The organism is Myroides odoratimimus (genome assembly GCF_038039805.1).
Classification (GTDB): Bacteria; Bacteroidota; Bacteroidia; order Flavobacteriales; family Flavobacteriaceae; genus Flavobacterium; species Flavobacterium odoratimimum_B.
Map to the genome: position 1 here is coordinate 396,198 of NZ_JBBPHK010000001.1, position 20,099 is coordinate 416,296.

A 20,099-nucleotide genomic window follows, 5' to 3' on the forward strand; every position below is an offset into this window, starting at 1 on the left:
ATAAAATAGAGGGTGCTTACTAGCTGTAAGCACCCTCTATTTTTATAAGTATAGACTAGAAGTCAAATTTAATACCTTGTGCTAATGGTAGCTCTGTACCATAGTTGATTGTATTCGTCTGTCTCCTCATATAAGCTTTCCATGCGTCTGATCCAGACTCTCTTCCTCCACCAGTCTCTTTCTCACCACCGAATGCTCCACCAATCTCAGCACCAGATGTACCGATATTTACATTAGCGATACCACAGTCAGAGCCAGCATGAGATAAGAATAACTCCATTTCTCTCATACTATTCGTAAAGATAGAAGAAGATAGTCCTTGAGGCACTCCGTTTTGCATTGCGATAGCTTCTTCGATATCTTTGTACTTCATGATGTATAAGATAGGTGCGAATGTCTCAGCCTGTATAATTTCGTAAGTATTCTTACCTTCTATGATACACGGTTTTACATAACATCCACTCTCATACCCCGTACCTTCTAGCACACCGCCTTCTACGATGACCTTACCTCCTTCAGCTTTTGCCTTTTCGATAGCGTCTAAGTAATCTTTTACAGCTGCTTTATCGATAAGTGGTCCTACGTGATTAGTAGCATCTAATGGGTTCCCTATTTTTAATTGAGCATACGCCTTTTGTAGTACATCTACTGTTTTATCATATACACTCTCGTGTACGATAAGCCTTCTTGTACTAGTACAGCGCTGTCCTGCTGTACCTACAGCTCCGAATACAGCTCCTACTAATACCATATTGATATCAGCATGTTCAGATACGATGATAGCATTATTACCTCCAAGCTCTAGGATCGTATTACCGAAGCGCTCTGCTACAGTCTTAGATACATGTCTACCTATACGAGTAGACCCCGTGAATGACACTAGAGGAATTCTAGGATCCGTGTTGATCAGATCACCACATTCATTACCGATAACTAGGTTACATACACCTTCAGGGATATTGTTTTTCTTGAATACGCCAGCTACGATATTCTGACACGCTACACCACATAATGGTGTTTTAGAACTAGGTTTCCAGATACACACATCACCACATACCCATGCGATCATAGTATTCCAACTCCATACTGCTACTGGGAAGTTAAAAGCAGAGATAACACCTACCACTCCGATAGGGTGCCACTGTTCATACATACGGTGCATAGGACGCTCAGAGTGCATCGTCAATCCGTATAGCTGACGAGATAGACCTACTGCGAAGTCACAGATGTCGATCATCTCCTGTACCTCACCTAGACCTTCTTGAAGGCTTTTTCCCATCTCGTATGATACTAGTTTACCTAAGTATTCTTTTTTATTTCGAAGTTCTTCACCTATTTGTCTTACGATTTCGCCTCGTTTAGGAGCAGGCACTAGTCTCCAGCTTTTAAAAGCCTCCTCTGCAGTAGCCATTACTTTTTGGTAATCTTCTTTTGTAGAAGCTTTTACTTTTCCGATAAGTTGACCGTCTACTGGAGAATAAGATTCTATAATCCTACCATTAGAAAAAGAGTTAAGACCTGTAGAAGAACCATTGTTCTCTGCCACGAGTCCTAATTTTTCTAATACTTCCGAAATACCAAATTGGTTATTAGATGTCGTCATTTGTTTTTTATTTATAGTTTGTAATTGATTGTTACTTGCTAATATAAAAAAAAATATGACAGGGAGTGTAATGTACAGTAATCTACTACTCTACGAATTTTGTATTAGTAGGCATCACAGTCTGACAGCATTCACAAGTTCTCAGTTCTTCAGATGAGTAGAAATGTTTAAAATGAGGTAAGAAATCTTTCTCTATATCTGTTAGCTCAAAATAGACCTCATATAGTTTATGATTACAATTTTCGCAGAACCACATTAAGCCATCTTTTGCACCAGGGTCTTTTCTCTTTTTCTCTACTACTAGGCCTACAGAGTTCTCTGTGCGGATAGGTGAGTGAGGTACCTTAGCAGGTAGTAGATAAATATCTCCTTCGTTTAAGGTAATGCGCTTGCGCTCGTTATTCTCTTGTATATCGATATAGATAGTTCCTTCTAGTTGAAAGAAGAACTCTTCAGCTTCATTATAGTGAAAATCCTTTCTAGCATTAGGGCCACCTACGACCATAATGATATAATCAGATGCTTCTGGGTAAATGTTTTTATTGCCAACAGGTGGTTTTAATAAATCTTTATTCTCTTTTACCCATTTAAATATATTGAATGATGACTGTGTACTCATAGTATGATATATGAATTAATTACTTCTGCTCAACCAACTTTGTGGGTTATAGATATCTGTATTTCGAGACAGTAAGAACTTCAACACCGTCTGACCATTACTATTCGTACTGATAGACCCGATGTCTTGTTTTAGACTTACTTTATCTCCTTTTTTGACAGATACCTCACCTAAGTTTTGATAAACAGTTATATAATCTCCATGTTGTATTAATACAGCTTTATTACCACCAGGTAATACCTGTACCTGAAGTACATCCCCTCCGAATACCGCTCTAGCTCTAGAGCCTGCCTCAGTAGTAATCTCTACACCGCTATTGTGTATCGTCAGCTGAGTCTGTACAGGGTGAGGCTGATCTCCATAAGGTAGAGATATATATCCCTTAGCTACAGGCCAAGGTAGCTTACCTTGATTAGCTCTAAAGTTATCTGCTACGATCTTCCCTTCTGGAGTAAGCTCAAAGGCAGTAGCAGACTTAGTAGAAGCAGTAGACTTAGTCGTCTTCTTACCTTCTTTAGCTGCTTTTTCTCTAGCGATACGGTTCGCTTCTTCAATCGCTTCTTTGATCAATTGCTTAATCTTTCTATCGATTGCCTTTGTCTCCTCTTGCTTTTGCTTGATGTGTTTGTTATACTTTTGCTGATCTTTTTGTACGATAGACATTAGGTTCTTTTGTTCTCCTAGATCCTCTTGTAAATTCTTTTCGTTCTGTTGTTGTTCAGTAAGTAGTTTTTGTTGTTTTGCTTTTTGTGTACTTAGTCTAGCTAGTGCCTCTTTTAGAGATTCAGCTTTAGCCTTCACCTCATCTGCTTGAGATTTTCTATAGTCAGCATATTGTTTCATATACTGTACTCGTTTATAAGCTTGAAGGAAGTTATCTGATGATAATACGAACATCAGTCTACTTTGGCTAGACTTTGTTTTATATGATTTTAATACCAGATCAGCATAGTCTTTTCTAAGCTTAGCCAATTCTGCTTCTAGGGTATTAACCTCTTTTTCTGTTTTAGAGATATTGCTATTCGTTACAGATATTTGTTTTTGAACATTGTTTATTAACTGTCTATTTAAGTTAATCTTACGGTTGTTCTCATCTATTTCTAATAGAATATTTCTCTCTTTCGTCTTTTCTTTTTTAAGTAAATCTTTGACAATATTTATCTCCACTAAGATTTGCTGCTTTCTACGCTCCAGTTGTTCTTGCGTTTCTTTCTTTTGCCCGTAAGCAAAAACAGTACATATTAATAATAAGGATAAATACGCTCGTCTCATTTGTAGATTACTTCTTGTTGATCTTATTGTTTTATTCCGACTTGTTTATAACCTGCTGGAACTTTGTAATTAAAGTTCAAGTTATCATTAAAAGTCACATTGTCATAACGAATGTTCAAATGTATGCTTTTTTCTTGTCTTGCATCTATATTTATTTCAGTAGGAGTCGTATATTTTCCCACTTTTTTATATTCTGGATACGAAATAGTGACAACTCTATTGCTAGATGCCTGAGATATCTCTTCTTTTTTTAATAATCCATTTTGATCTTCGAAGAAGTAAGCGGATTGGATATCTTCCTCTACTTTCGCTTTGATTTTGTGCAATCCTTCTTCTATAGATGCTTCATACTTATTAGTTCCCGATTGGGCATCTAGAGCCTGACCTAGTAGCAGATTCTGAAACTTAGTATAGTTAAGGTCTGTCCCTAGCCATTGGCTTAGCATACTGAAGTCTCCTTTGAAGAATACCTTATTCCACTTCTCATAGTATTGCACTCCTTCTGGAGTTACATATACCTTAGCTATCGGAATACCTATAAAGCGAATGTTCAGCAAGATCTGTTTATCCTTTTCGATAAAGATATCCATAGAGAACTTCTTAGATTCGTTATCCGCCTCATAAGAAGCAGAAGAGCGAATAGCAGTGGTAGTGAAGTCTACTATTTGTTTATTGTGGTTGTTTAGAATTGTAAGCACAGTTTTAGCATTACTAGCCTCACTCTCGTCTAGTATACCATCCATGTTCTTCTTCTTACATCCTACAACTAGAAATAAAGTACAGATAATAAGTAGGGATATCTTTCTCATAATTGTCTAAAACTATTTTATAGTAGCAAGATAGATAAAAAAAATCCGTTTTAAATAAAGTTTAAAACGGATTTAATATTTTAGAGTCTGTTTCTGTATTAAATAATGATGAAGATATAGTCAAATAGATATATCATCGGTATATACAGGAGACGTCTATATCATGATTTAGTCTAGTACAGAGTAGTCTCCGATACTGATACTCGTATGTTTACCGTCATAAGTAGCATGGTTACCCACCATAGCATTATCTAGATTTGCATTTCTGATCGTAGAGTTTGTTTGGATAAGACTGTTTTTGATTGTAGCATTTTCTACTTTACAGTTGTCTCCTAGAGATACATTAGGCCCTACAGTCGTATTCACTAGTACTACATTCTCTCCGATATAACATGGACGGATGATCGTACTGTTCTCTAATACTACATTATCAGATACATAGTTAGCGTCCTCTTGTTCTAAGAAGCCTAACATTCTGTTATTTGTGTCTACAGTTACATTCTTATTACCACAGTCCATCCACTCATCTACTTGACCAGGTACGAAGCGCATTCCTTTTTGCTTCATATTTTCTAGTGCGTCTGTTAGCTGGTATTCACCTCCTTTGATAATATTATTATCTAGTAAGTACTCTAATTCTTTGCGCAACGTTTCACCACTTTTAAAGTAGTAGATACCGATGATCGCTAGATCAGATACAAACTCTTTAGGCTTCTCTACGAAATCTACGATGTCGTTTTTATCATTTAGTTGTACTACCCCGAATGCGCTAGGATCTTCTACCTGCTTTACCCAAATAACGCTGTCAGCATCTTTCTCTAGGTTAAAGTCAGCGCGGAATAACGTATCTGCGTACGCTACCACGATAGGCCCTTGCATAGCTTCTTTAGCACATAGGATAGCATGAGCAGTTCCTAGAGCTTCGTTTTGATAGCAGATAGTCCCTTTCGCTCCTAGTTTAGCAGCGATAGCGATTAAGTCTTCTTCTACTTTTTTTCCAAAGCTCTCGTGGATGATAAATGCAATCTCATCTATCGTATCGTTAAGAACTTTAGCGATATCTTCTACTAATCGGTGTACAATTGGTTTCCCAGCGATAGGGATTAATGGTTTAGGAACAGTTAATGTGTGAGGACGAAGTCTAGACCCACGACCAGCCATTGGTACAATAATTTTCATTTTCTAGTATCTTTATATTACAATATCTATTTTACTCCAGTGCTCCCAAAACCTCCAGCACCTCTCTCTGTATCAGTAAGTACTTCTACAGGTTGCCATTGGATTTGTTCGTATTTAGCGATTACCATTTGAGCAATGCGTTCCCCGTTCTCTATCACGAAAGGTTCTTTTGACAGATTGACTAAGATAATACCTATTTCACCTCTATAATCAGCATCAATAGTACCAGGGCTATTTAGTAAAGTGATTCCTCTTTTTGCAGCTAATCCACTTCTAGGTCTGATCTGTGCTTCGTATCCCTCAGGTAGTTCTATAAATAGACCTGTAGGTACGATGGCTCTCTCTAGAGAGTTTAGTGTGATAGGTTCTTCTAAGTTCGCTCTAAGATCCATACCTGCAGACTGATTAGTCTCATAATTTGGCAATGAATGTTTAGATTTATTGATGATTTTTACGGTAGTCATATTTATTTTTTAATGGTTAACAAAGATAAAAAAGTTATGCTGATTAAAAGAATATTATGCGATTAAGTATGAGTATGATATTGTGTTTTTTATGTTTTTATAGGGGTGGTCGGATTGTGGTCGGCTAGTGATGGGCATGTGATCGGCTAAAAAGTGCTATAAACTAGCCGATCACTTACCGATCAATAACCTAGCAAATAGTAATCATAAAGAATGAAGCTAATAAAATAAAAGACAACCCTCGTGAAATGGGAAGGTATAAGTAAGGAATTGTTATAAATTATAGCAATTCTACTCGCTAAAGTACTTTAGACTTTTTTCGGAGTTATTTTTGTGCTATTCATAAATGTAATAATGAGAAACGATGACTGTGAATTTCGTTTAGATATCTTAATAAAGATTGTATTTTTGGTCTATAGAGTTTCTAGATTTTAAACAGATGTATATAGACAATAAGTATTATCGACTAAGCACTATCCTCCATAGAGTAAAGGATATAGTGGATAATGCTATATCTAATAACTACTTTTGGCTACGGGTAGAGATAGGCCAGCTAAAGGAAGACCGAAAGGGACATTTCTATCTAGAACTCGTAGAGCATAGAGATGGTGTTATATTAGCTAAGTGTCGTGCGAATATCTGGCAATCTACTGCTTATGTGATTAAAAAATCCTTAGGTGAGAATGCAAATGAGATATTGAAGAACGGTGCTGAGATCATGTGTTACTGCGAAGTCACGTTTAGTAATCTATATGGGCTGTCTATTAATATACATCGGATAGACTTGTCTTACTCATTAGGAGAAGTAGAACGCATAAAACAGGAGAATCTAAGAAAGCTAGTAGAGCAAGGATATCATCAGAAAAATAAAGAGCTGTATCTACCTACTGTGCTTCAGCGCATAGCGTTAGTTAGTTCTAAAGGGACTGCTGGTCATGTAGATTTTATAAAACAGCTAACAGAGAACGAGTATAATTTCGTCTATCATATAGACCATTATGACTGTCAGGTGCAGGGCGATGGAGCTATAACTTCAATACAAGAAGCATTTAGTGAGATAGAGCCCGATATATATGATGTGATTGTATTGATTAGAGGTGGAGGGTCAGCTTTAGACTTGGATGTGTTTAATCACTATGAGTTAGCAGTAACACTAGCGATGAGTCATACTCCTGTATTTACAGGGATAGGACATGAGACTGATAATTCGTTATCAGACTTTGTGGCTAATCGATACTTTAAGACCCCGAGCGCTGTAGCTGCTTATATCGTGGAGAAGACAGCTATGTTCTATACGGATATCAGTAGGATGTATGAAGGTATTATGCAGTCATATGCCCAGTATATCACTCTTGAACAGCATAGGCTAGAAGTAGCAGAGAAGGAGATAAGGCTATATGGAGTAGCACAAGGCAAACAAAAGAAGCAAGAGTTAGATTCATTATCTAACAGATTGATAACAGAGGTGAGGAAACGCCTTCATACAGAAGAGTCGTTTATAGAGAGTGCGACGCATTCTATCTCCTATCGTGCTCAACGCATAGCTAGTAAAGAAACGCAGACACTAAAAGAGAAAACGAAGTTAATAGCTTATCTAGCACAACAGTGTATCTATGCACATCAACAACAACTGAATACTTCGTTAGAAAAATTAGCCTATCAGGCAAAAGGACAGTTGAAGAAAGAACGTGTGCGATTAGTTACTTTCGAAGAGATTATGACAGCGTATGATCTGAGTTCTATTCTACGGAAAGGGTTTGCGATCGTGATGCACAATGGGCAACTGTTGAACGAACACCAAGAATTAAATATAGGAGATGAGCTAGAGATAGCGATCTATAATAAGAAGTATAGAATTATATTAGCAGAAATAAAAGAAGTGAAGCAATGGAACAACTTACTTATGAGAAAGCCGCTTTAGAATTAGAGGTAATTCTGAATGACTTAAAGAATGATGAAGTCACAGTAGACGAATTAGCGAGTAAGGTAGAGCGCGCGTCTAAACTAATAGTGTTCTGTAAAGAGAAACTCACAACTACAGAACAACAAGTAGAAGGCATTATAGAGAAATTAGGGCTATAAAATAAGAACACGGTCATAGAGATACTCCATGACCGTGTTCGTCGTATGTAGTTTACTATATTATAGTCTTTCTTTCATGTTTAAGAGAAGACAGGCTATAGCGACCTGTTATAATCATGGTAATAAGTATCCTTAGTTACCAAACGAATCATGATTAATAGTACTGTTCTGTATGAAATGCCTTACGTCATCAGAAGAAGGCAACTCGAATACATCTAGGTGGAAATAATCTACAGCGGCTAATACGTGGTCAAATATATCTGCCATGATATTCTCATATACTGCCCATACGGTGGTATTCGTGAAGGTGTATATCTCTATCGGTAGCCCGTGCTCTGTAGGCTGTAGATGCCTTACCATTAGAGGATATTCTTTGTGAATATTAGGATTCTGCTGTATGTATCTCGTCACATACGCTCTGAACATTCCTATATTTGTTATCCTACGTCCGTTGATAGGCATAGATTGATCAGCTTGTGTTCTCTCGTTATATTCTTCTATTTCTTTTTGACGCTCTTCTATATATGGAGCTAATAGCTGTATCTTTTTCAGTAGTTCTATCTCATCTTTCTCTAGATAGCGAATAGAAGATATTTTAATATTGATACTTCTCTTAATTCTTCTACCTCCAGAAGTCTGCATTCCTCTGTAGTTTTTAAATGAGTCACTAATCAGAAGGTGGGTAGGTATGGTGGTGATTGTCTTGTCAAAGTTCTGCACTTTTACCGTACTTAAGTTCATCTCTAGTACTGTACCATCTGCTCCATACTTAGCCATCTCTATCCAGTCTCCTACGCGTACCATATCATTAGAAGAGACTTGAATACTTGCTACGAATCCCATAATGGTATCTTTAAATACTAATATAAGGATAGCAGAGGCTGCTCCTAATGAGATTAAAAATTTGATAGGGTCTGTGCCTGTGATGATAGAGAATATAATAATTCCTGAGAAGAAATAGACTAATATACTAGATACCTGAGCATAACTATCTAGAGGCTTATCAGCCAAACGTGGCTTACTCTTTAGGTAGTCACGAATACTGCGTATAGTGGATCTAATCACTAATGTCAAAGCTACTGTGACTAATATATCTGTTAGGGACATTACAAACTTGGTTAGGTTTGGAAAGCCTAAAAAGAAGATTGGGAACAGTATTTTGGCTAAAGCGATTGGAATTAAATGGGTAACATTGTGAAAGAACTTATTCTGTACTAATAGATCATCAAATGTCGTTTTAGTTTTAGAACTAAAAGTTTTCACTAATACGATAAAGAAGTTCTTCAGAATATAATCTAAAATGAACATACAAATCGTAAAAGATGTTAGTAATAGAATCGCTGTCACAACATGGGTAGCGTACTCTGATAAACTTAAGAAGTCTAGCAGATTATAGAACCACTGATATAGCCCGTTGAAATCTTCTGTATTGATAATAGAGTTAATATTATTAGTAACTAGATAGTTATTAATCATCATGTAATTATGGCTTTTATATTTATAGCTGTTTTAATATAAGCATTATAGCAGACAAATACAAATTAGGACTGCTAATGTGTGTGAAAAGTAACTATTTTTTTAGAGAAATTGCTTAAGAAAAGTATAAACTGTTGGAAAAAACAGGTGAATCTGAAGTGAGTGTATTGTTATGATGTAAAAAAAGGCGAAATGCTTAACATCTCGCCTTTTAAAGGGTATTTTATATCTTCTTTTAATGCTATAATTGGTTCAGCATAGAGTTGATTTTATCCAGATTAGGAGTTAAGATAACTTCTATACGTCTGTTCTTTGCCTTGCCTTCAGCAGTGTTGTTACTTGATAGCGGAGCATATTCACTTCTACCAGCAGCTGTAAGATTTCTCTTATCTATATGAGGCGTTTGCTCTAGAATAGACACGATAGTTAAAGATCGTTTAGTAGATAAGTCCCAATTGGTCTTCACTCCATCTCCTAAGTTACCTAATATCTTATCATTATCAGTATGTCCTTCTATCAGTACCGTGATATCAGGATTGTCTGCTAATACCTTGCCTAGCTCTACTACTGCTTCTTTACCGTCATCACTGATCGTCCAGCTACCGGATTTAAACAATAATTTGTTCTCCATAGAGACGTAGACACGTCCATTTTTTTGTTCGATAGTCAGTCCTCTACCTTCGAATGCATTTAAGGCATTAGATAGATTGTCTTTTAGGGCACGCATCTGCTTATCATTAGCAGCTAAGATACTCTCTAATTCTGCTACACGTCTTGATTTTTCTTCTAGTTCAGTTTTGGCTTTAGCTAGTCTAGCCGCTTCTGCCTTTAGTGTTTCTTCGCTGTGCTTCTCTAGATTGTTGTAAGAGCTCTCTAAGTCTCTTAATTTGTTCTGTGCAGCAGCGATCTCAGCATTAAGATTACTTCTTTCTTGTTGCAATTCCTTTAACTGAGCGGCTAGATGTCTTTTGATATTTTCTAAGTCTGTATTAGAACTATTCATAAGATCTAATTCACTACTTAGCTGTTCGTTTTCGGCTAATGCATCTTTGTACTGTTGATCTAGTTCATTGTATAACTTGCGTGTCACACATGATGATAACATGGTAAGAGCTAGTAAGCCTAGGCTAATCTTTTTAATTGACATAGTTTGTTGTTTTATTAAGGGGAAATAGGGTTTATGCGTCTATCTCTACAAGTATTGGGCAGTGATCAGAGTGCTTTACATCTGGTAGTATAGTCGCGTGTTTTATCTTGCTTCTCATATTCTCTGTCACTAAGTGATAGTCTATTCTCCACCCTTTATTATTATTACGAGCATTAGCTCTGTATGTCCACCAGCTGTAGTTATGCGGCTCTTGGTTAAACATACGGAAGCTGTCTATAAAACCATTGTTGATAAACTTGTCTAGCCATGCACGTTCTTCTGGCAAGAAACCTGATACTTTAGCATTGCGCACAGGGTCATGGATGTCGATAGCTTGGTGACAGATATTGTAGTCTCCACAGATCACTAGATTTGGAATTTCTTTTTTTAAATCATTAATATAGTTAAAGAAGTCATCCATATACTGATATTTAAAATCTAATCTCTCTATATTAGAGGCAGAAGGTAGGTATAGAGACATCACAGAGATATTGTCATAATCTACTCTTAAGTTTCTACCTTCGAAGTCCATGTAGTCAATGCCTGTCCCGAATACTACATTCTTAGGCTCTTGCTTACACAAGATAGCTACTCCACTATAGCCTGCTTTCTGAGCAGAATAATAGTATTGGTATGGATATCCAGCAGCTAGTATATCCGTTACAGGTATTTGATCTTCTTTTGCTTTTATTTCTTGTAGACATATAATGTCTGGATTCTCTTCTTGAATCCATTCTATAAATCCTTTGTTTATAGCAGCACGTATTCCATTTACGTTATACGAGATTATCTTCATATAAAATGAGTATGTAGTTTAAAAAATCAAAAATATAAAAAATATATTTTTTGATTTAATATCTTATCTTTGTTTTAATCAGTTATTTATACATTTTGTAATTTCTTTTTTATGAATAATAGTACTAGTCTGATAAAATAAAATGGAATAGCTGAAGATTTTAGTATATTTGTATTACTTAATTTTGAATTTTAATGGGGTTAGTAACGGCGAAAGAAGTAGCAAAGGCAATTAACGTAGATAAGTATGGTTTTCTAGGAACCTTTTCGGGGTGGATGTTGATGAAGGCACTTAAGATCACTACGTTAAATAAAATTTACGACCGCAATAAGCATTTGTCTAATCTAGATTTTTTAAATGCTATCTTAGAAGAGTTTCAAATAGAATTTGAAATAGATCCAGAAGAACTTAAAAGATTGCCTAAGAAAGGGCCTTATATAACTATTTCTAATCATCCATTAGGAGGAATAGATGGTATTCTATTGCTTAAATTGATGTTAGAACATGATCCTGATTTTAAAATTATCGCTAACTTCTTATTACATCGCATAGAGCCATTAAAGCCTTATATTATGCCTGTGAATCCTTTTGAGAACAATAAGGATGTTAAATCAAGCGTTATAGGATTAAAAGATACTTTAAGACATTTAAGTGATGGAAAGCCCCTAGGGATATTTCCTGCAGGAGAAGTGTCTACGTATAAAGATGATAAACTTATAGTAGATAAACCTTGGGAAGAAGGAGCTATTAAACTGATAAAGAAAGCAAATGTACCTGTAGTGCCTATTTATTTTCATGCAACGAATAGTAAGTTGTTCTATTTCTTGTCTCAGATAAATCCTACACTGCGTACAGCTAAACTACCTTCTGAACTATTGACTCAAAAAAATAGAGTAATCAAAGTAAGGATAGGTAGACCGATATCAGTAGAAGAACAGAGTGAACACTATGATATAAATGATTATGGTAACTTCCTGCGTTTTAAAACATACTTATTGTCTAATGCTTATAAGGATGAAGATATACGTAAATGGATTAAAGTACCGTCATTTAATTTCAAATTACCAAAAAGCGTGAAAGATATTATTGAGGCACAGCCAGTAGAGAAGATTTTAGAAGAGATTAATACGCTTAGAGAAGGTGATTATAGATTATTGCAAAGTAAAAATTACGAAATATTCTTGTGTAAATCAGAGCTAATACCAACTATTCTAACAGAATTAGGACGTTTAAGAGAAATTACGTTTAGACAAGTAGGAGAAGGAACGAATAATGAACTAGACCTAGACCAGTATGATAAATATTATCACCATATGTTCTTATGGGATAATGATACTCAACAGATTTGTGGAGCATATCGTATGGGATTAGGGACAGAGATTTATAAGAAATATGGAATCAATGGGTTCTATTTAAACGAGTTGTTCCGCTTTGAATCTGAGCTATATCCTATGATGTCTCAGTCTATAGAGATGGGAAGGGCTTTTATTATTAAAGAATATCAACAAAAACCAATGCCTCTATTCTTATTGTGGAAAGGTATTGTACATACTACATTGAGATATCCTGAGCACAAGTATCTGATAGGAGGGGTGAGTATTAGTAATCAGTTCTCTGATTTCTCTAAATCATTAATGATTGAGTTTATGAGATCACATTATTTTGATCCTTATATCGCTCAGTATGTCACTCCTAAGATGGAATATAAAGTAAATCTTAAGGATAGTGAGAAAGATTTGATCTTTAGTGAGACAGATTCTGATTTAAATAAATTCGATAAGATCATTGAAGATGTAGAACCAGGAAAGTTAAGATTGCCTGTATTGATTAAAAAATACATTAAGCAGAATGCAAAGGTAATCGCTTTTAATGTCGATCCATTGTTTAATAATGCAATTGATGGTCTGATGTATATCAAGATTGCTGATCTACCAGAAAGCACAGTGAAGCCTGTAATGGAAGAATTCGAAGCAGAACTTGAAAGAAAGATTCAAGAAGAAAATAACAAAAGCGAAAAGCAAGAGTCATAAAAAAGGAGTTTCAATTGAAACTCCTTTTTGTTTTTAGTATAGTGCTTTGATTTTGTCTATAATCGTTTGAGCTAGTTTTTCCTTGCTCTCTATAGTCCATCCTCCGATATGGGGAGATAGTAAGACATTCTTGGCTTGTATTAAGTATTGCATCGGTTCAGGAAGAGTATTATCCGAAAACATATTCTCGAAAGAAGACTTTTCGTATTCTAATACGTCTAATGCAGCTCCTCTTACTTTACCAGACTTTAGAGCTTCGACTAGATCTATAGTATTGACAGACTTCCCTCTAGCAGTATTTATAAACCAGAAAGGTTTTTTGAACCCTTGGATTACTTCCTTGTTGATTAGATACATGGTCTCCGGTGTCTGTGGAGTATGTAGACTTAGTATATCTGCTCTTTCTTGTAACTCTGCTAAACTTACTTGTTTTGCATAGGCATTCTCTAGTCCTTCTCTGATATCGTGGAAGATTACTTCACAGTCAAACCCTTGAAGGCGTTTGGCAAAAGCATTTCCCATATTTCCATAGCCTATAATACCTACTGTTTTACCTTCTATTTCATGTCCTCTGTTTCCTTCTCTAATCCAGATTCCTTGTCTTACTTCTTGATCGACTAAGTTGAGTTTATTCATTAGGCTTAGTAGCATCCCTAAGGCGTGTTCTCCTACTGCAGTTTTATTGCCCTCAGGAGCAGCGATAAGTGCTATACCTTTAGCCTCTGCGTATGTACAGTCTATGTTTTCTAGACCAGCACCTACACGTCCAATGAACTTTAAGTTAGTTGCTTTCTCTAAAAAAGATTGGTCGATAGAAAAGCGACTTCTAATAATGATACCTTCATATTCATGTATACTTTCAGCTATTTCTTCTTTACTAGCAGTGTAGTTTTCTACATTTTCGTATCCCAGCTCAGCTAGTTGTGTAATCATTAAAGGGTGATTACTATCTATATGTAATACTTTCTTAGTGTTCATTGTGGTGATTTAGCTTTAAACAATTTAGAAACCTAAAATAACTTTTGCAATTGAAAAGTAAATTAAGATTCCAAATATATCATTACTTGTCGTGATAAAAGGACCTGTTGCTAAGGCGGGGTCTATACCATACTTATTCAGTAAGATAGGTACAAAAGTACCGATAAGACTGGCGATGATAATTACACTAATCAGTGCTATAGATACAGTGATACCTATAATGTAATCGACTCCTAGTAAGAAGTGACTTCCTAGCATCATTAGGATAGCAAGTAAGAAACCATTTAATAAACTAAGTGTTACTTCTTTTCCTAATCGTTTCCATATAGATCCAGTGATAGAATTATTAGCGAGTCCTTGTACGATAATAGCAGAAGATTGTACTCCTACATTACCTGCCATAGCTGCAATAAGAGGGGTGAAGAAGAATAGTACACCAAACTTCTCCATAGCTCCTTCAAAGCTTCTAGATACATTAACAGCTACGAATCCACCTATCATGGCGAGTATTAACCATGGCAATCTTGCTCTGGTCAGCATAAGGATACTATCGTTAGCCTCTACGTCTTGAGAAATACCTGCTGCTAATTGGTAATCTTTATCTGCTTCTTCTTTAATAACGTCTACGATGTCATCTATGGTAATACGGCCTACTAACCTTCCCATCTCATCTACTACTGGTATAGCTTCTAAGTCATACTTCTGCATAATACGAGCTACCTCTACATCTTTAGTATCTACTTTTACGTAATCTACATTTCGAATATAGACATCACTGATGTGTGTTGTAGTAGAAGAAGTCAGTAAGTCTTTAAGAGATAACCTCCCTTTTAAACGGCCATCATCATCTAGTACATATATAGAATGCACACGTGATACATTCTCAGCTTGTTTGCGCATTTCTTTGACACAAGTAAGTACAGACCAATTTTCATTGACTGATACAAATTCCTTGGCCATTAATCCTCCTGCCGTGTCTTCGTCATAACGCAAAAGTTCAACAATATCTTTTGCATGCTCTAAGTCTTCCAGCTCTGAAAGCACTTCTTCTTTCTTTGATTCTGGTAGTTCAGAGATAATATCAGCAGCGTCATCCGTGTCTAATTCATCTAACTCTTCCGCAATTTCTTTAGGTGATAGAGTTTTTAATATTTTTTCACGGACATCTTCATTTAATTCTAAAAGGATTTCTGCTGTTACTTCACTATCTAATATGTCAAATATATAAATCGCTTCCTCTCCTGAAAGCTCATTCATTATCTCTGCTATATCGGCATAGTGTAAATCTTTAAGAATCTCTAATAATTCCTTTTCATTTTTTTCAGCGATTAAATCTTCGAATTGTTGTAAAGATTCTCTACTGATTTTAAACTCCATAGGCTTCTATTTTCTTTGTTAGTTCTATAAATTCTTTATAGTCTAATTGTTCTGGTCTTAAATTAAATACTTCTTCAGATCTTATTTCCTCTGGCAAGTTAAAGCTTTTTAAGCTGTTGCGTAATGTCTTTCTTCTCTGATTAAAGGCAGTTTTTACTACTGTAAAGAATAATTTTTCACTACATGGTAGACTGTAATCCTCTTTACGGATCATACGCATTACCCCTGACTTTACTTTTGGAGGTGGGTTAAATACGTGTTCGTCTACAGTGAATAAATATTCTGTTTCATAGAATGCTTGTGCTAATACTGAAAGTATACCATAAGCTTTAGTTCCTTTTTTCTCACATATGCGTTCTGCTACTTCTTTTTGGAACATACCTGAGAACTCAGGGATGTAGTCTCTTAGCTCTAATGCTCTAAACACGATCTGTGTAGAGATATTATAAGGGAAGTTACCGATTACAGCAAAAGGCTCTTGATTAAAAGCACGTACTATATCGAATTTTAGAAAGTCTTGTGCGAATATATGGTCGTGTAGCTTGTTATAATGAGCATGTAAATAATCTACAGACTCAGTATCTATCTCTACTACGAATGTTTCTATCGGTTTGTCTAATATATATTTTGTTAGAACTCCCATACCTGGACCGATCTCTAATACCTTCTTGTATCCTTCTAATGTCAAGGTATCAGCGATTCTCTTTGCGACACTTTCGTCAGTTAAGAAATGCTGACCTAAGTGTTTTTTTGCTCTTACTTTATCCATGGTTATCTTATTGATGTTCGCTGATTAGTTCTAGTTCTGTCTTAAATGTTAGCATAAGCTCACCGAAAAGGCGTTTAGCTTCGTTTTCAAAACGATCAAAATCTTCTTTATAGAACTGATCTAGTAATTCTTTGCTCTTTGTTTCGAATTGAATAGAATAAGTTTTTCCACCCATTTCTTCTTCTATGAGTACCTTCACGATTTTAGCTTTGTCAAACTTTCCTGTTGCTAATATACCTGGTATATAAGCATTTTTTGTCCATTGCATCCATACGTCATGTGCGCTCTCATGAATGTTGACTGTGATATTATATATGATCATAATTTTAAATACACTGAGTGATTTTATTTTTGCAAAGATAAAAAAAGCACCAAATGTCTTATTTCGAATATTTGGTGCTTTTTTTATAAGGTTATTGGTTTTAATTAGTCGATAATATCAAATCCTGTATAAGGGCGTAAAACTTCTGGAATTACGATTCCTTCTGGTGTTTGATAGTTTTCTAAGATACCTGCTAGTACACGAGGTAATGCTAATGAACTACCATTTAAAGTATGTGCTAATTGGTTTTTACCATCTTTATCTCTAAATCTTAATTTCAATCTATTCGCTTGGAATGTCTCGAAGTTTGATACAGAACTAATTTCTAACCATCTGTCTTGTGCTGTAGAGAACACTTCGAAGTCATAAGTAAGTGCTGATGTGAATCCCATATCTCCACCACATAATCTTAAGATTCTATATGGAAGTTTAAGGTCGTTCAATAGTCCTTTAATATGTTCTACCATTCCGTCTAATGCTTGGTAAGAATTATCTGGGTGTTCGATACGTACGATTTCTACTTTGTCAAATTGGTGAAGACGGTTAAGACCTCTTACGTGTGCTCCATATGATCCTGCTTCTCTACGGAAACATGGTGTATAAGCTGTACACATAATAGGTAACTCAGTCTCTTGTAAGATAACATCTCTAAAGATATTAGTCACAGGTACCTCGGCTGTTGGGATTAAGTATAAATCGTCAACAGTACTGTGATACATCTGCCCTTCTTTATCTGGCAATTGACCTGTACCGTATCCTGATGCCTCATTGATTAAGTGAGGCACTTGATATTCTCTATATCCTGCATCTGTATTCTTATCTAAGAAGTAAGAGATTAATGCGCGTTGTAGACGTGCTCCTTTACCTTTATATACAGGAAAACCTGCTCCAGTAATTTTATTTCCTAGTTCAAAGTCAATGATGTCATATTTCTTTGCTAATTCCCAGTGTGGTAGAGCACCTTCATGTAGAGTAGGTACTTCTCCTGCTTCGAATACATTTAAGTTATCATCAGCGTCTTTACCAGCAGGCACTATGTCTGTCGGTACGTTTGGTATAGTATATAACTTCTCTGTTAATAAAGCAGATACATTATTAAGCTCTTCAGTTAATTGTTTGCTTTGGTCACGTAAGTTTGATGTTTTTTCTTTGATGATTTCAGCTTTTGCTTTTTCACCGCTTTTCATCAACTCCCCGATGCTTTTGGATAGTTTGTTCGATTCTGCTAATACATTGTCTAATTCCACCTGTGTGCTTCTTCTTTTCTCATCTAATTCAAGCACTTCTTTTAGCAAATCGGCAACATCAAGATTTCTTTTGGCTAATCCTTTAACCACTTGCTCTTGATTTTCTCTAATAAAAGCTATCTGTAACATATTATAAATATTAATTGTAAAGCAAAGTTAGAAAATACTTTTCTATTAACAGCTATTTTACGTACCTCTTTATAAGTTTTGTAGAACATTATGCACTTTATTTGGTACTTTATTAGCTTTTCTAAATAATAATTTAATTAATAGAGTAGCTTTGAAATAATATGGGAAGTGCTTTTTTGCTTTATTACACTTTGTTTATCTTGTTATTTGTGTGAAAGAATTGATAATTTAAGTCTTGATTTAAAAAAAAGTGAGATTAGTTAAAGTAATATTTTACTTTTGTCTGAATAATTTTAGAGTCTGTAAAAAATAAAAATGGATATACTTATTAAATTATCTCAATTCTTATTGAGTTTGTCGTTGCTAATTATCTTACACGAGTTAGGACATTTTATTCCTGCTAAACTTTTTAAAACACGTGTAGAGAAATTTTATTTGTTTTTTGATGTTAAGTTTTCTTTGTTTAAAAAGAAAATAGGAGATACGGTTTATGGTATTGGGTGGTTGCCATTAGGTGGATATGTAAAAATATCTGGTATGGTAGATGAAAGTATGGATACAGACCAATTAGCTGGAGAACCACAACCATGGGAGTTTAGATCTAAACCAGCATGGCAACGTTTGATTATCATGTTAGGTGGAGTTACGGTGAACTTTATTTTAGCTTTTGTTATCTATATTGGTATGGCTTATGCTTATGGTGAGTCATATATTGCTAATAAAGATGTAAAGAGCGGAATCTGGGTTCAGAACCCTATATTAGAAGAAGCTGGTCTGAAGACGGGTGATAAGGTATTGACGGTTGACGGAAAGGAGATTGTGAAGTTTAATAGCCTGCCAGAGGCGATCCTTATGGGGAAAGATATTGAGGTAGAACGTGCTGGTGTAGTTGAACATGTACAGTTACCTGTTGACTTTTTGGGGCAAATCACAGAGAATAAAGGAAATGGTTTCATAGGATTGCGTATTCCTTTTATTGTAGGAGGTTTTGGAGAGAACTCTATTAATGAAGGTACATTAATGGTTAAAGATATTGTGAAGTCTATTAATGGGGTAGAGACACCTTTTTTTGATATGGTAAGCAATGTTTTAGAAGAGAACAAAGGAAAGACTGTTGCTGTTGTAGTGAATCGCGATGGAAAAGATACGACTGTTGATGTAAAGGTAAATCAAGAAGGTAAGATAGAGACATATTATGCTCCTGCTTTGCCATTTGATAATTTACAAAAATTAGGACTATATGAGATTAGTAGAGAACAGTATTCTTTAGTAGAAGCCATTCCTGCTGGTTTGCATATGGGTAAAGATAGAATCATGAGTTACTTCGGACAGTTAAAGAAAATTGTTCAACCTGAAACAGGTGCTTATAAAGGAGTAGGAGGGTTTAAAGCGATTTATGACATCTTCCCGCAGTTCTGGAGCTGGCAAGTGTTCTGGAGTATTACAGCGATGTTGTCTATCATGTTAGGAGTGATGAACTTATTACCAATCCCTGCTCTAGATGGAGGACATGTTATCTTTTTATTGTACGAAATGATCTCTGGAAGAAAGCCAAGTGATAAATTCTTGGGGAACGCTCAGATGGTTGGGTTCTTCATACTTATTGCATTACTGTTATTCGCTAATGGGAATGATATTTATAAGGCAATTTTTAATTAGATGAAAAAAATATAAAAAAAATGCTTGTTGTGTTTGCAGAACTAAAAAATCGTTCTATATTTGCATCGCAATAAAGGTAAGACATCACCTTCCTCCTTAGCTCAGTTGGTTAGAGCATCTGACTGTTAATCAGAGGGTCCT

18 protein-coding genes are annotated in these 20,099 nt (G+C 35.5%); 4 read left to right on the top strand and 14 right to left on the bottom strand.

Translation table 11 applies throughout. The features are described from left to right. Nucleotides 1-55 precede the first annotated feature (55 nt). From amaB to dut, 6 genes are all read right to left on the bottom strand, one after another. Nucleotides 56-1,603 (bottom strand): L-piperidine-6-carboxylate dehydrogenase, encoded by a 1,548-nt coding sequence (gene amaB / locus AABL85_RS01795; RefSeq protein WP_341308929.1) that lies wholly within the window; start codon nucleotides 1,601-1,603, stop codon nucleotides 56-58. A gap of 85 nt (nucleotides 1,604-1,688) precedes the next feature. Then, a complete protein-coding gene (locus tag AABL85_RS01800) occupies nucleotides 1,689-2,222 on the bottom strand; it encodes a 3-hydroxyanthranilate 3,4-dioxygenase (RefSeq protein WP_286415209.1) in 534 nt (177 codons plus the stop codon). Between the two features lie 15 nt (nucleotides 2,223-2,237). After that, nucleotides 2,238-3,494, bottom strand: a complete 1,257-nt coding sequence (locus AABL85_RS01805) for a murein hydrolase activator EnvC family protein (protein ID WP_286415211.1) — start codon at nucleotides 3,492-3,494, stop codon at nucleotides 2,238-2,240. Nucleotides 3,495-3,517: 23 nt separating this feature from the next. Continuing rightward, nucleotides 3,518-4,303, bottom strand: coding sequence for a DUF4292 domain-containing protein (locus AABL85_RS01810; RefSeq protein ID WP_286415212.1), 786 nt, complete (start codon nucleotides 4,301-4,303; stop codon nucleotides 3,518-3,520). Nucleotides 4,304-4,471: 168 nt separating this feature from the next. Continuing rightward, nucleotides 4,472-5,482: a sugar nucleotidyltransferase gene (locus AABL85_RS01815; protein ID WP_286415213.1), complete on the bottom strand. Its 1,011-nt coding sequence runs from the start codon at nucleotides 5,480-5,482 to the stop codon at nucleotides 4,472-4,474. Nucleotides 5,483-5,508: 26 nt separating this feature from the next. Further along, nucleotides 5,509-5,946: a dUTP diphosphatase gene (gene dut, locus AABL85_RS01820; protein ID WP_006258022.1), complete on the bottom strand. Its 438-nt coding sequence runs from the start codon at nucleotides 5,944-5,946 to the stop codon at nucleotides 5,509-5,511. Between the two features lie 439 nt (nucleotides 5,947-6,385). Here dut and xseA point away from each other — a divergent pair, with 439 nt between their 5' ends. Beyond that, a complete protein-coding gene (gene xseA, locus AABL85_RS01825; protein ID WP_341308930.1) occupies nucleotides 6,386-7,867 on the top strand; it encodes an exodeoxyribonuclease VII large subunit in 1,482 nt (493 codons plus the stop codon). Beyond that, nucleotides 7,834-8,028 carry an exodeoxyribonuclease VII small subunit gene (gene xseB / locus AABL85_RS01830; protein ID WP_286415215.1) on the top strand — a complete coding sequence of 65 codons (195 nt, stop codon included), beginning with the start codon at nucleotides 7,834-7,836 and terminating at the stop codon, nucleotides 8,026-8,028. The genes xseA and xseB overlap by 34 nt, the downstream gene beginning before the upstream one ends. A gap of 132 nt (nucleotides 8,029-8,160) precedes the next feature. Here xseB and AABL85_RS01835 read toward each other — a convergent pair whose 3' ends face one another. The 3 genes from AABL85_RS01835 to AABL85_RS01845 all read right to left on the bottom strand — a co-directional run bounded on the left by AABL85_RS01835 (nucleotide 8,161) and on the right by AABL85_RS01845 (nucleotide 11,447). Next, nucleotides 8,161-9,507, bottom strand: coding sequence for a mechanosensitive ion channel family protein (locus AABL85_RS01835; protein WP_341308931.1), 1,347 nt, complete (start codon nucleotides 9,505-9,507; stop codon nucleotides 8,161-8,163). Between the two features lie 238 nt (nucleotides 9,508-9,745). Further along, on the bottom strand, nucleotides 9,746-10,651 hold the full coding sequence (locus AABL85_RS01840; RefSeq protein ID WP_341308932.1) for an OmpA/MotB family protein: 906 nt from the start codon (nucleotides 10,649-10,651) through the stop codon (nucleotides 9,746-9,748). Nucleotides 10,652-10,682: 31 nt separating this feature from the next. After that, nucleotides 10,683-11,447, bottom strand: coding sequence for an exodeoxyribonuclease III (locus AABL85_RS01845; RefSeq protein ID WP_341308933.1), 765 nt, complete (start codon nucleotides 11,445-11,447; stop codon nucleotides 10,683-10,685). A gap of 194 nt (nucleotides 11,448-11,641) precedes the next feature. Between AABL85_RS01845 and AABL85_RS01850 the strand changes: the two genes are divergently transcribed. Beyond that, complete coding sequence (locus AABL85_RS01850; protein WP_286415220.1) at nucleotides 11,642-13,477, top strand: lysophospholipid acyltransferase family protein; 1,836 nt, start codon at nucleotides 11,642-11,644, stop codon at nucleotides 13,475-13,477. A 33-nt stretch (nucleotides 13,478-13,510) separates the two neighbouring features. Here AABL85_RS01850 and AABL85_RS01855 read toward each other — a convergent pair whose 3' ends face one another. The 5 genes from AABL85_RS01855 to serS form a co-directional block, all read right to left on the bottom strand. After that, nucleotides 13,511-14,455, bottom strand: coding sequence for a 2-hydroxyacid dehydrogenase (locus tag AABL85_RS01855; protein WP_341308934.1), 945 nt, complete (start codon nucleotides 14,453-14,455; stop codon nucleotides 13,511-13,513). A gap of 24 nt (nucleotides 14,456-14,479) precedes the next feature. Continuing rightward, a complete protein-coding gene (mgtE, locus tag AABL85_RS01860) occupies nucleotides 14,480-15,832 on the bottom strand; it encodes a magnesium transporter (RefSeq protein WP_286415223.1) in 1,353 nt (450 codons plus the stop codon). Further along, nucleotides 15,822-16,601 (bottom strand): 16S rRNA (adenine(1518)-N(6)/adenine(1519)-N(6))-dimethyltransferase RsmA, encoded by a 780-nt coding sequence (gene rsmA / locus AABL85_RS01865; protein WP_006258031.1) that lies wholly within the window; start codon nucleotides 16,599-16,601, stop codon nucleotides 15,822-15,824. The genes mgtE and rsmA overlap by 11 nt, the downstream gene beginning before the upstream one ends. 7 nt (nucleotides 16,602-16,608) lie before the next feature. After that, a complete protein-coding gene (locus AABL85_RS01870) occupies nucleotides 16,609-16,923 on the bottom strand; it encodes a DUF4286 family protein (RefSeq protein WP_286415227.1) in 315 nt (104 codons plus the stop codon). Between the two features lie 104 nt (nucleotides 16,924-17,027). Further along, entirely contained in the window at nucleotides 17,028-18,299 is a 1,272-nt protein-coding gene (serS, locus tag AABL85_RS01875; RefSeq protein ID WP_006260406.1) for a serine--tRNA ligase, read from the bottom strand. 315 nt (nucleotides 18,300-18,614) lie between these two features. On the opposite strand from serS, the gene rseP reads away from it, so the two are divergent. Continuing rightward, entirely contained in the window at nucleotides 18,615-19,958 is a 1,344-nt protein-coding gene (rseP, locus tag AABL85_RS01880) for an RIP metalloprotease RseP (RefSeq protein WP_341308935.1), read from the top strand. Nucleotides 19,959-20,099 lie beyond the last annotated feature (141 nt).

Excerpts from the sequence above, each read along its gene's own strand:
- AABL85_RS01800 (WP_286415209.1), bottom strand. The coding sequence starts at position 2,222 with ATGAGTACACAGTCATCATTCAATATATTTAAATGGGTAAAAGAGAAT.
- dut (WP_006258022.1), bottom strand. The coding sequence starts at position 5,946 with ATGACTACCGTAAAAATCATCAATAAATCTAAACATTCATTGCCAAAT.
- rseP (WP_341308935.1), top strand. The coding sequence starts at position 18,615 with ATGGATATACTTATTAAATTATCTCAATTCTTATTGAGTTTGTCGTTG.
- rsmA (WP_006258031.1), bottom strand. The coding sequence starts at position 16,601 with ATGGATAAAGTAAGAGCAAAAAAACACTTAGGTCAGCATTTCTTAACT.
- xseB (WP_286415215.1), top strand. The coding sequence starts at position 7,834 with ATGGAACAACTTACTTATGAGAAAGCCGCTTTAGAATTAGAGGTAATT.
- AABL85_RS01870 (WP_286415227.1), bottom strand. The coding sequence starts at position 16,923 with ATGATCATATATAATATCACAGTCAACATTCATGAGAGCGCACATGAC.
- AABL85_RS01850 (WP_286415220.1), top strand. The coding sequence starts at position 11,642 with ATGGGGTTAGTAACGGCGAAAGAAGTAGCAAAGGCAATTAACGTAGAT.
- xseA (WP_341308930.1), top strand. The coding sequence starts at position 6,386 with ATGTATATAGACAATAAGTATTATCGACTAAGCACTATCCTCCATAGA.
- AABL85_RS01845 (WP_341308933.1), bottom strand. The coding sequence starts at position 11,447 with ATGAAGATAATCTCGTATAACGTAAATGGAATACGTGCTGCTATAAAC.
- mgtE (WP_286415223.1), bottom strand. The coding sequence starts at position 15,832 with ATGGAGTTTAAAATCAGTAGAGAATCTTTACAACAATTCGAAGATTTA.
- serS (WP_006260406.1), bottom strand. The coding sequence starts at position 18,299 with ATGTTACAGATAGCTTTTATTAGAGAAAATCAAGAGCAAGTGGTTAAA.
- amaB (WP_341308929.1), bottom strand. The coding sequence starts at position 1,603 with ATGACGACATCTAATAACCAATTTGGTATTTCGGAAGTATTAGAAAAA.
- AABL85_RS01855 (WP_341308934.1), bottom strand. The coding sequence starts at position 14,455 with ATGAACACTAAGAAAGTATTACATATAGATAGTAATCACCCTTTAATG.
- AABL85_RS01840 (WP_341308932.1), bottom strand. The coding sequence starts at position 10,651 with ATGTCAATTAAAAAGATTAGCCTAGGCTTACTAGCTCTTACCATGTTA.
- AABL85_RS01810 (WP_286415212.1), bottom strand. The coding sequence starts at position 4,303 with ATGAGAAAGATATCCCTACTTATTATCTGTACTTTATTTCTAGTTGTA.
- AABL85_RS01805 (WP_286415211.1), bottom strand. The coding sequence starts at position 3,494 with ATGAGACGAGCGTATTTATCCTTATTATTAATATGTACTGTTTTTGCT.
- AABL85_RS01815 (WP_286415213.1), bottom strand. The coding sequence starts at position 5,482 with ATGAAAATTATTGTACCAATGGCTGGTCGTGGGTCTAGACTTCGTCCT.
- AABL85_RS01835 (WP_341308931.1), bottom strand. The coding sequence starts at position 9,507 with ATGATGATTAATAACTATCTAGTTACTAATAATATTAACTCTATTATC.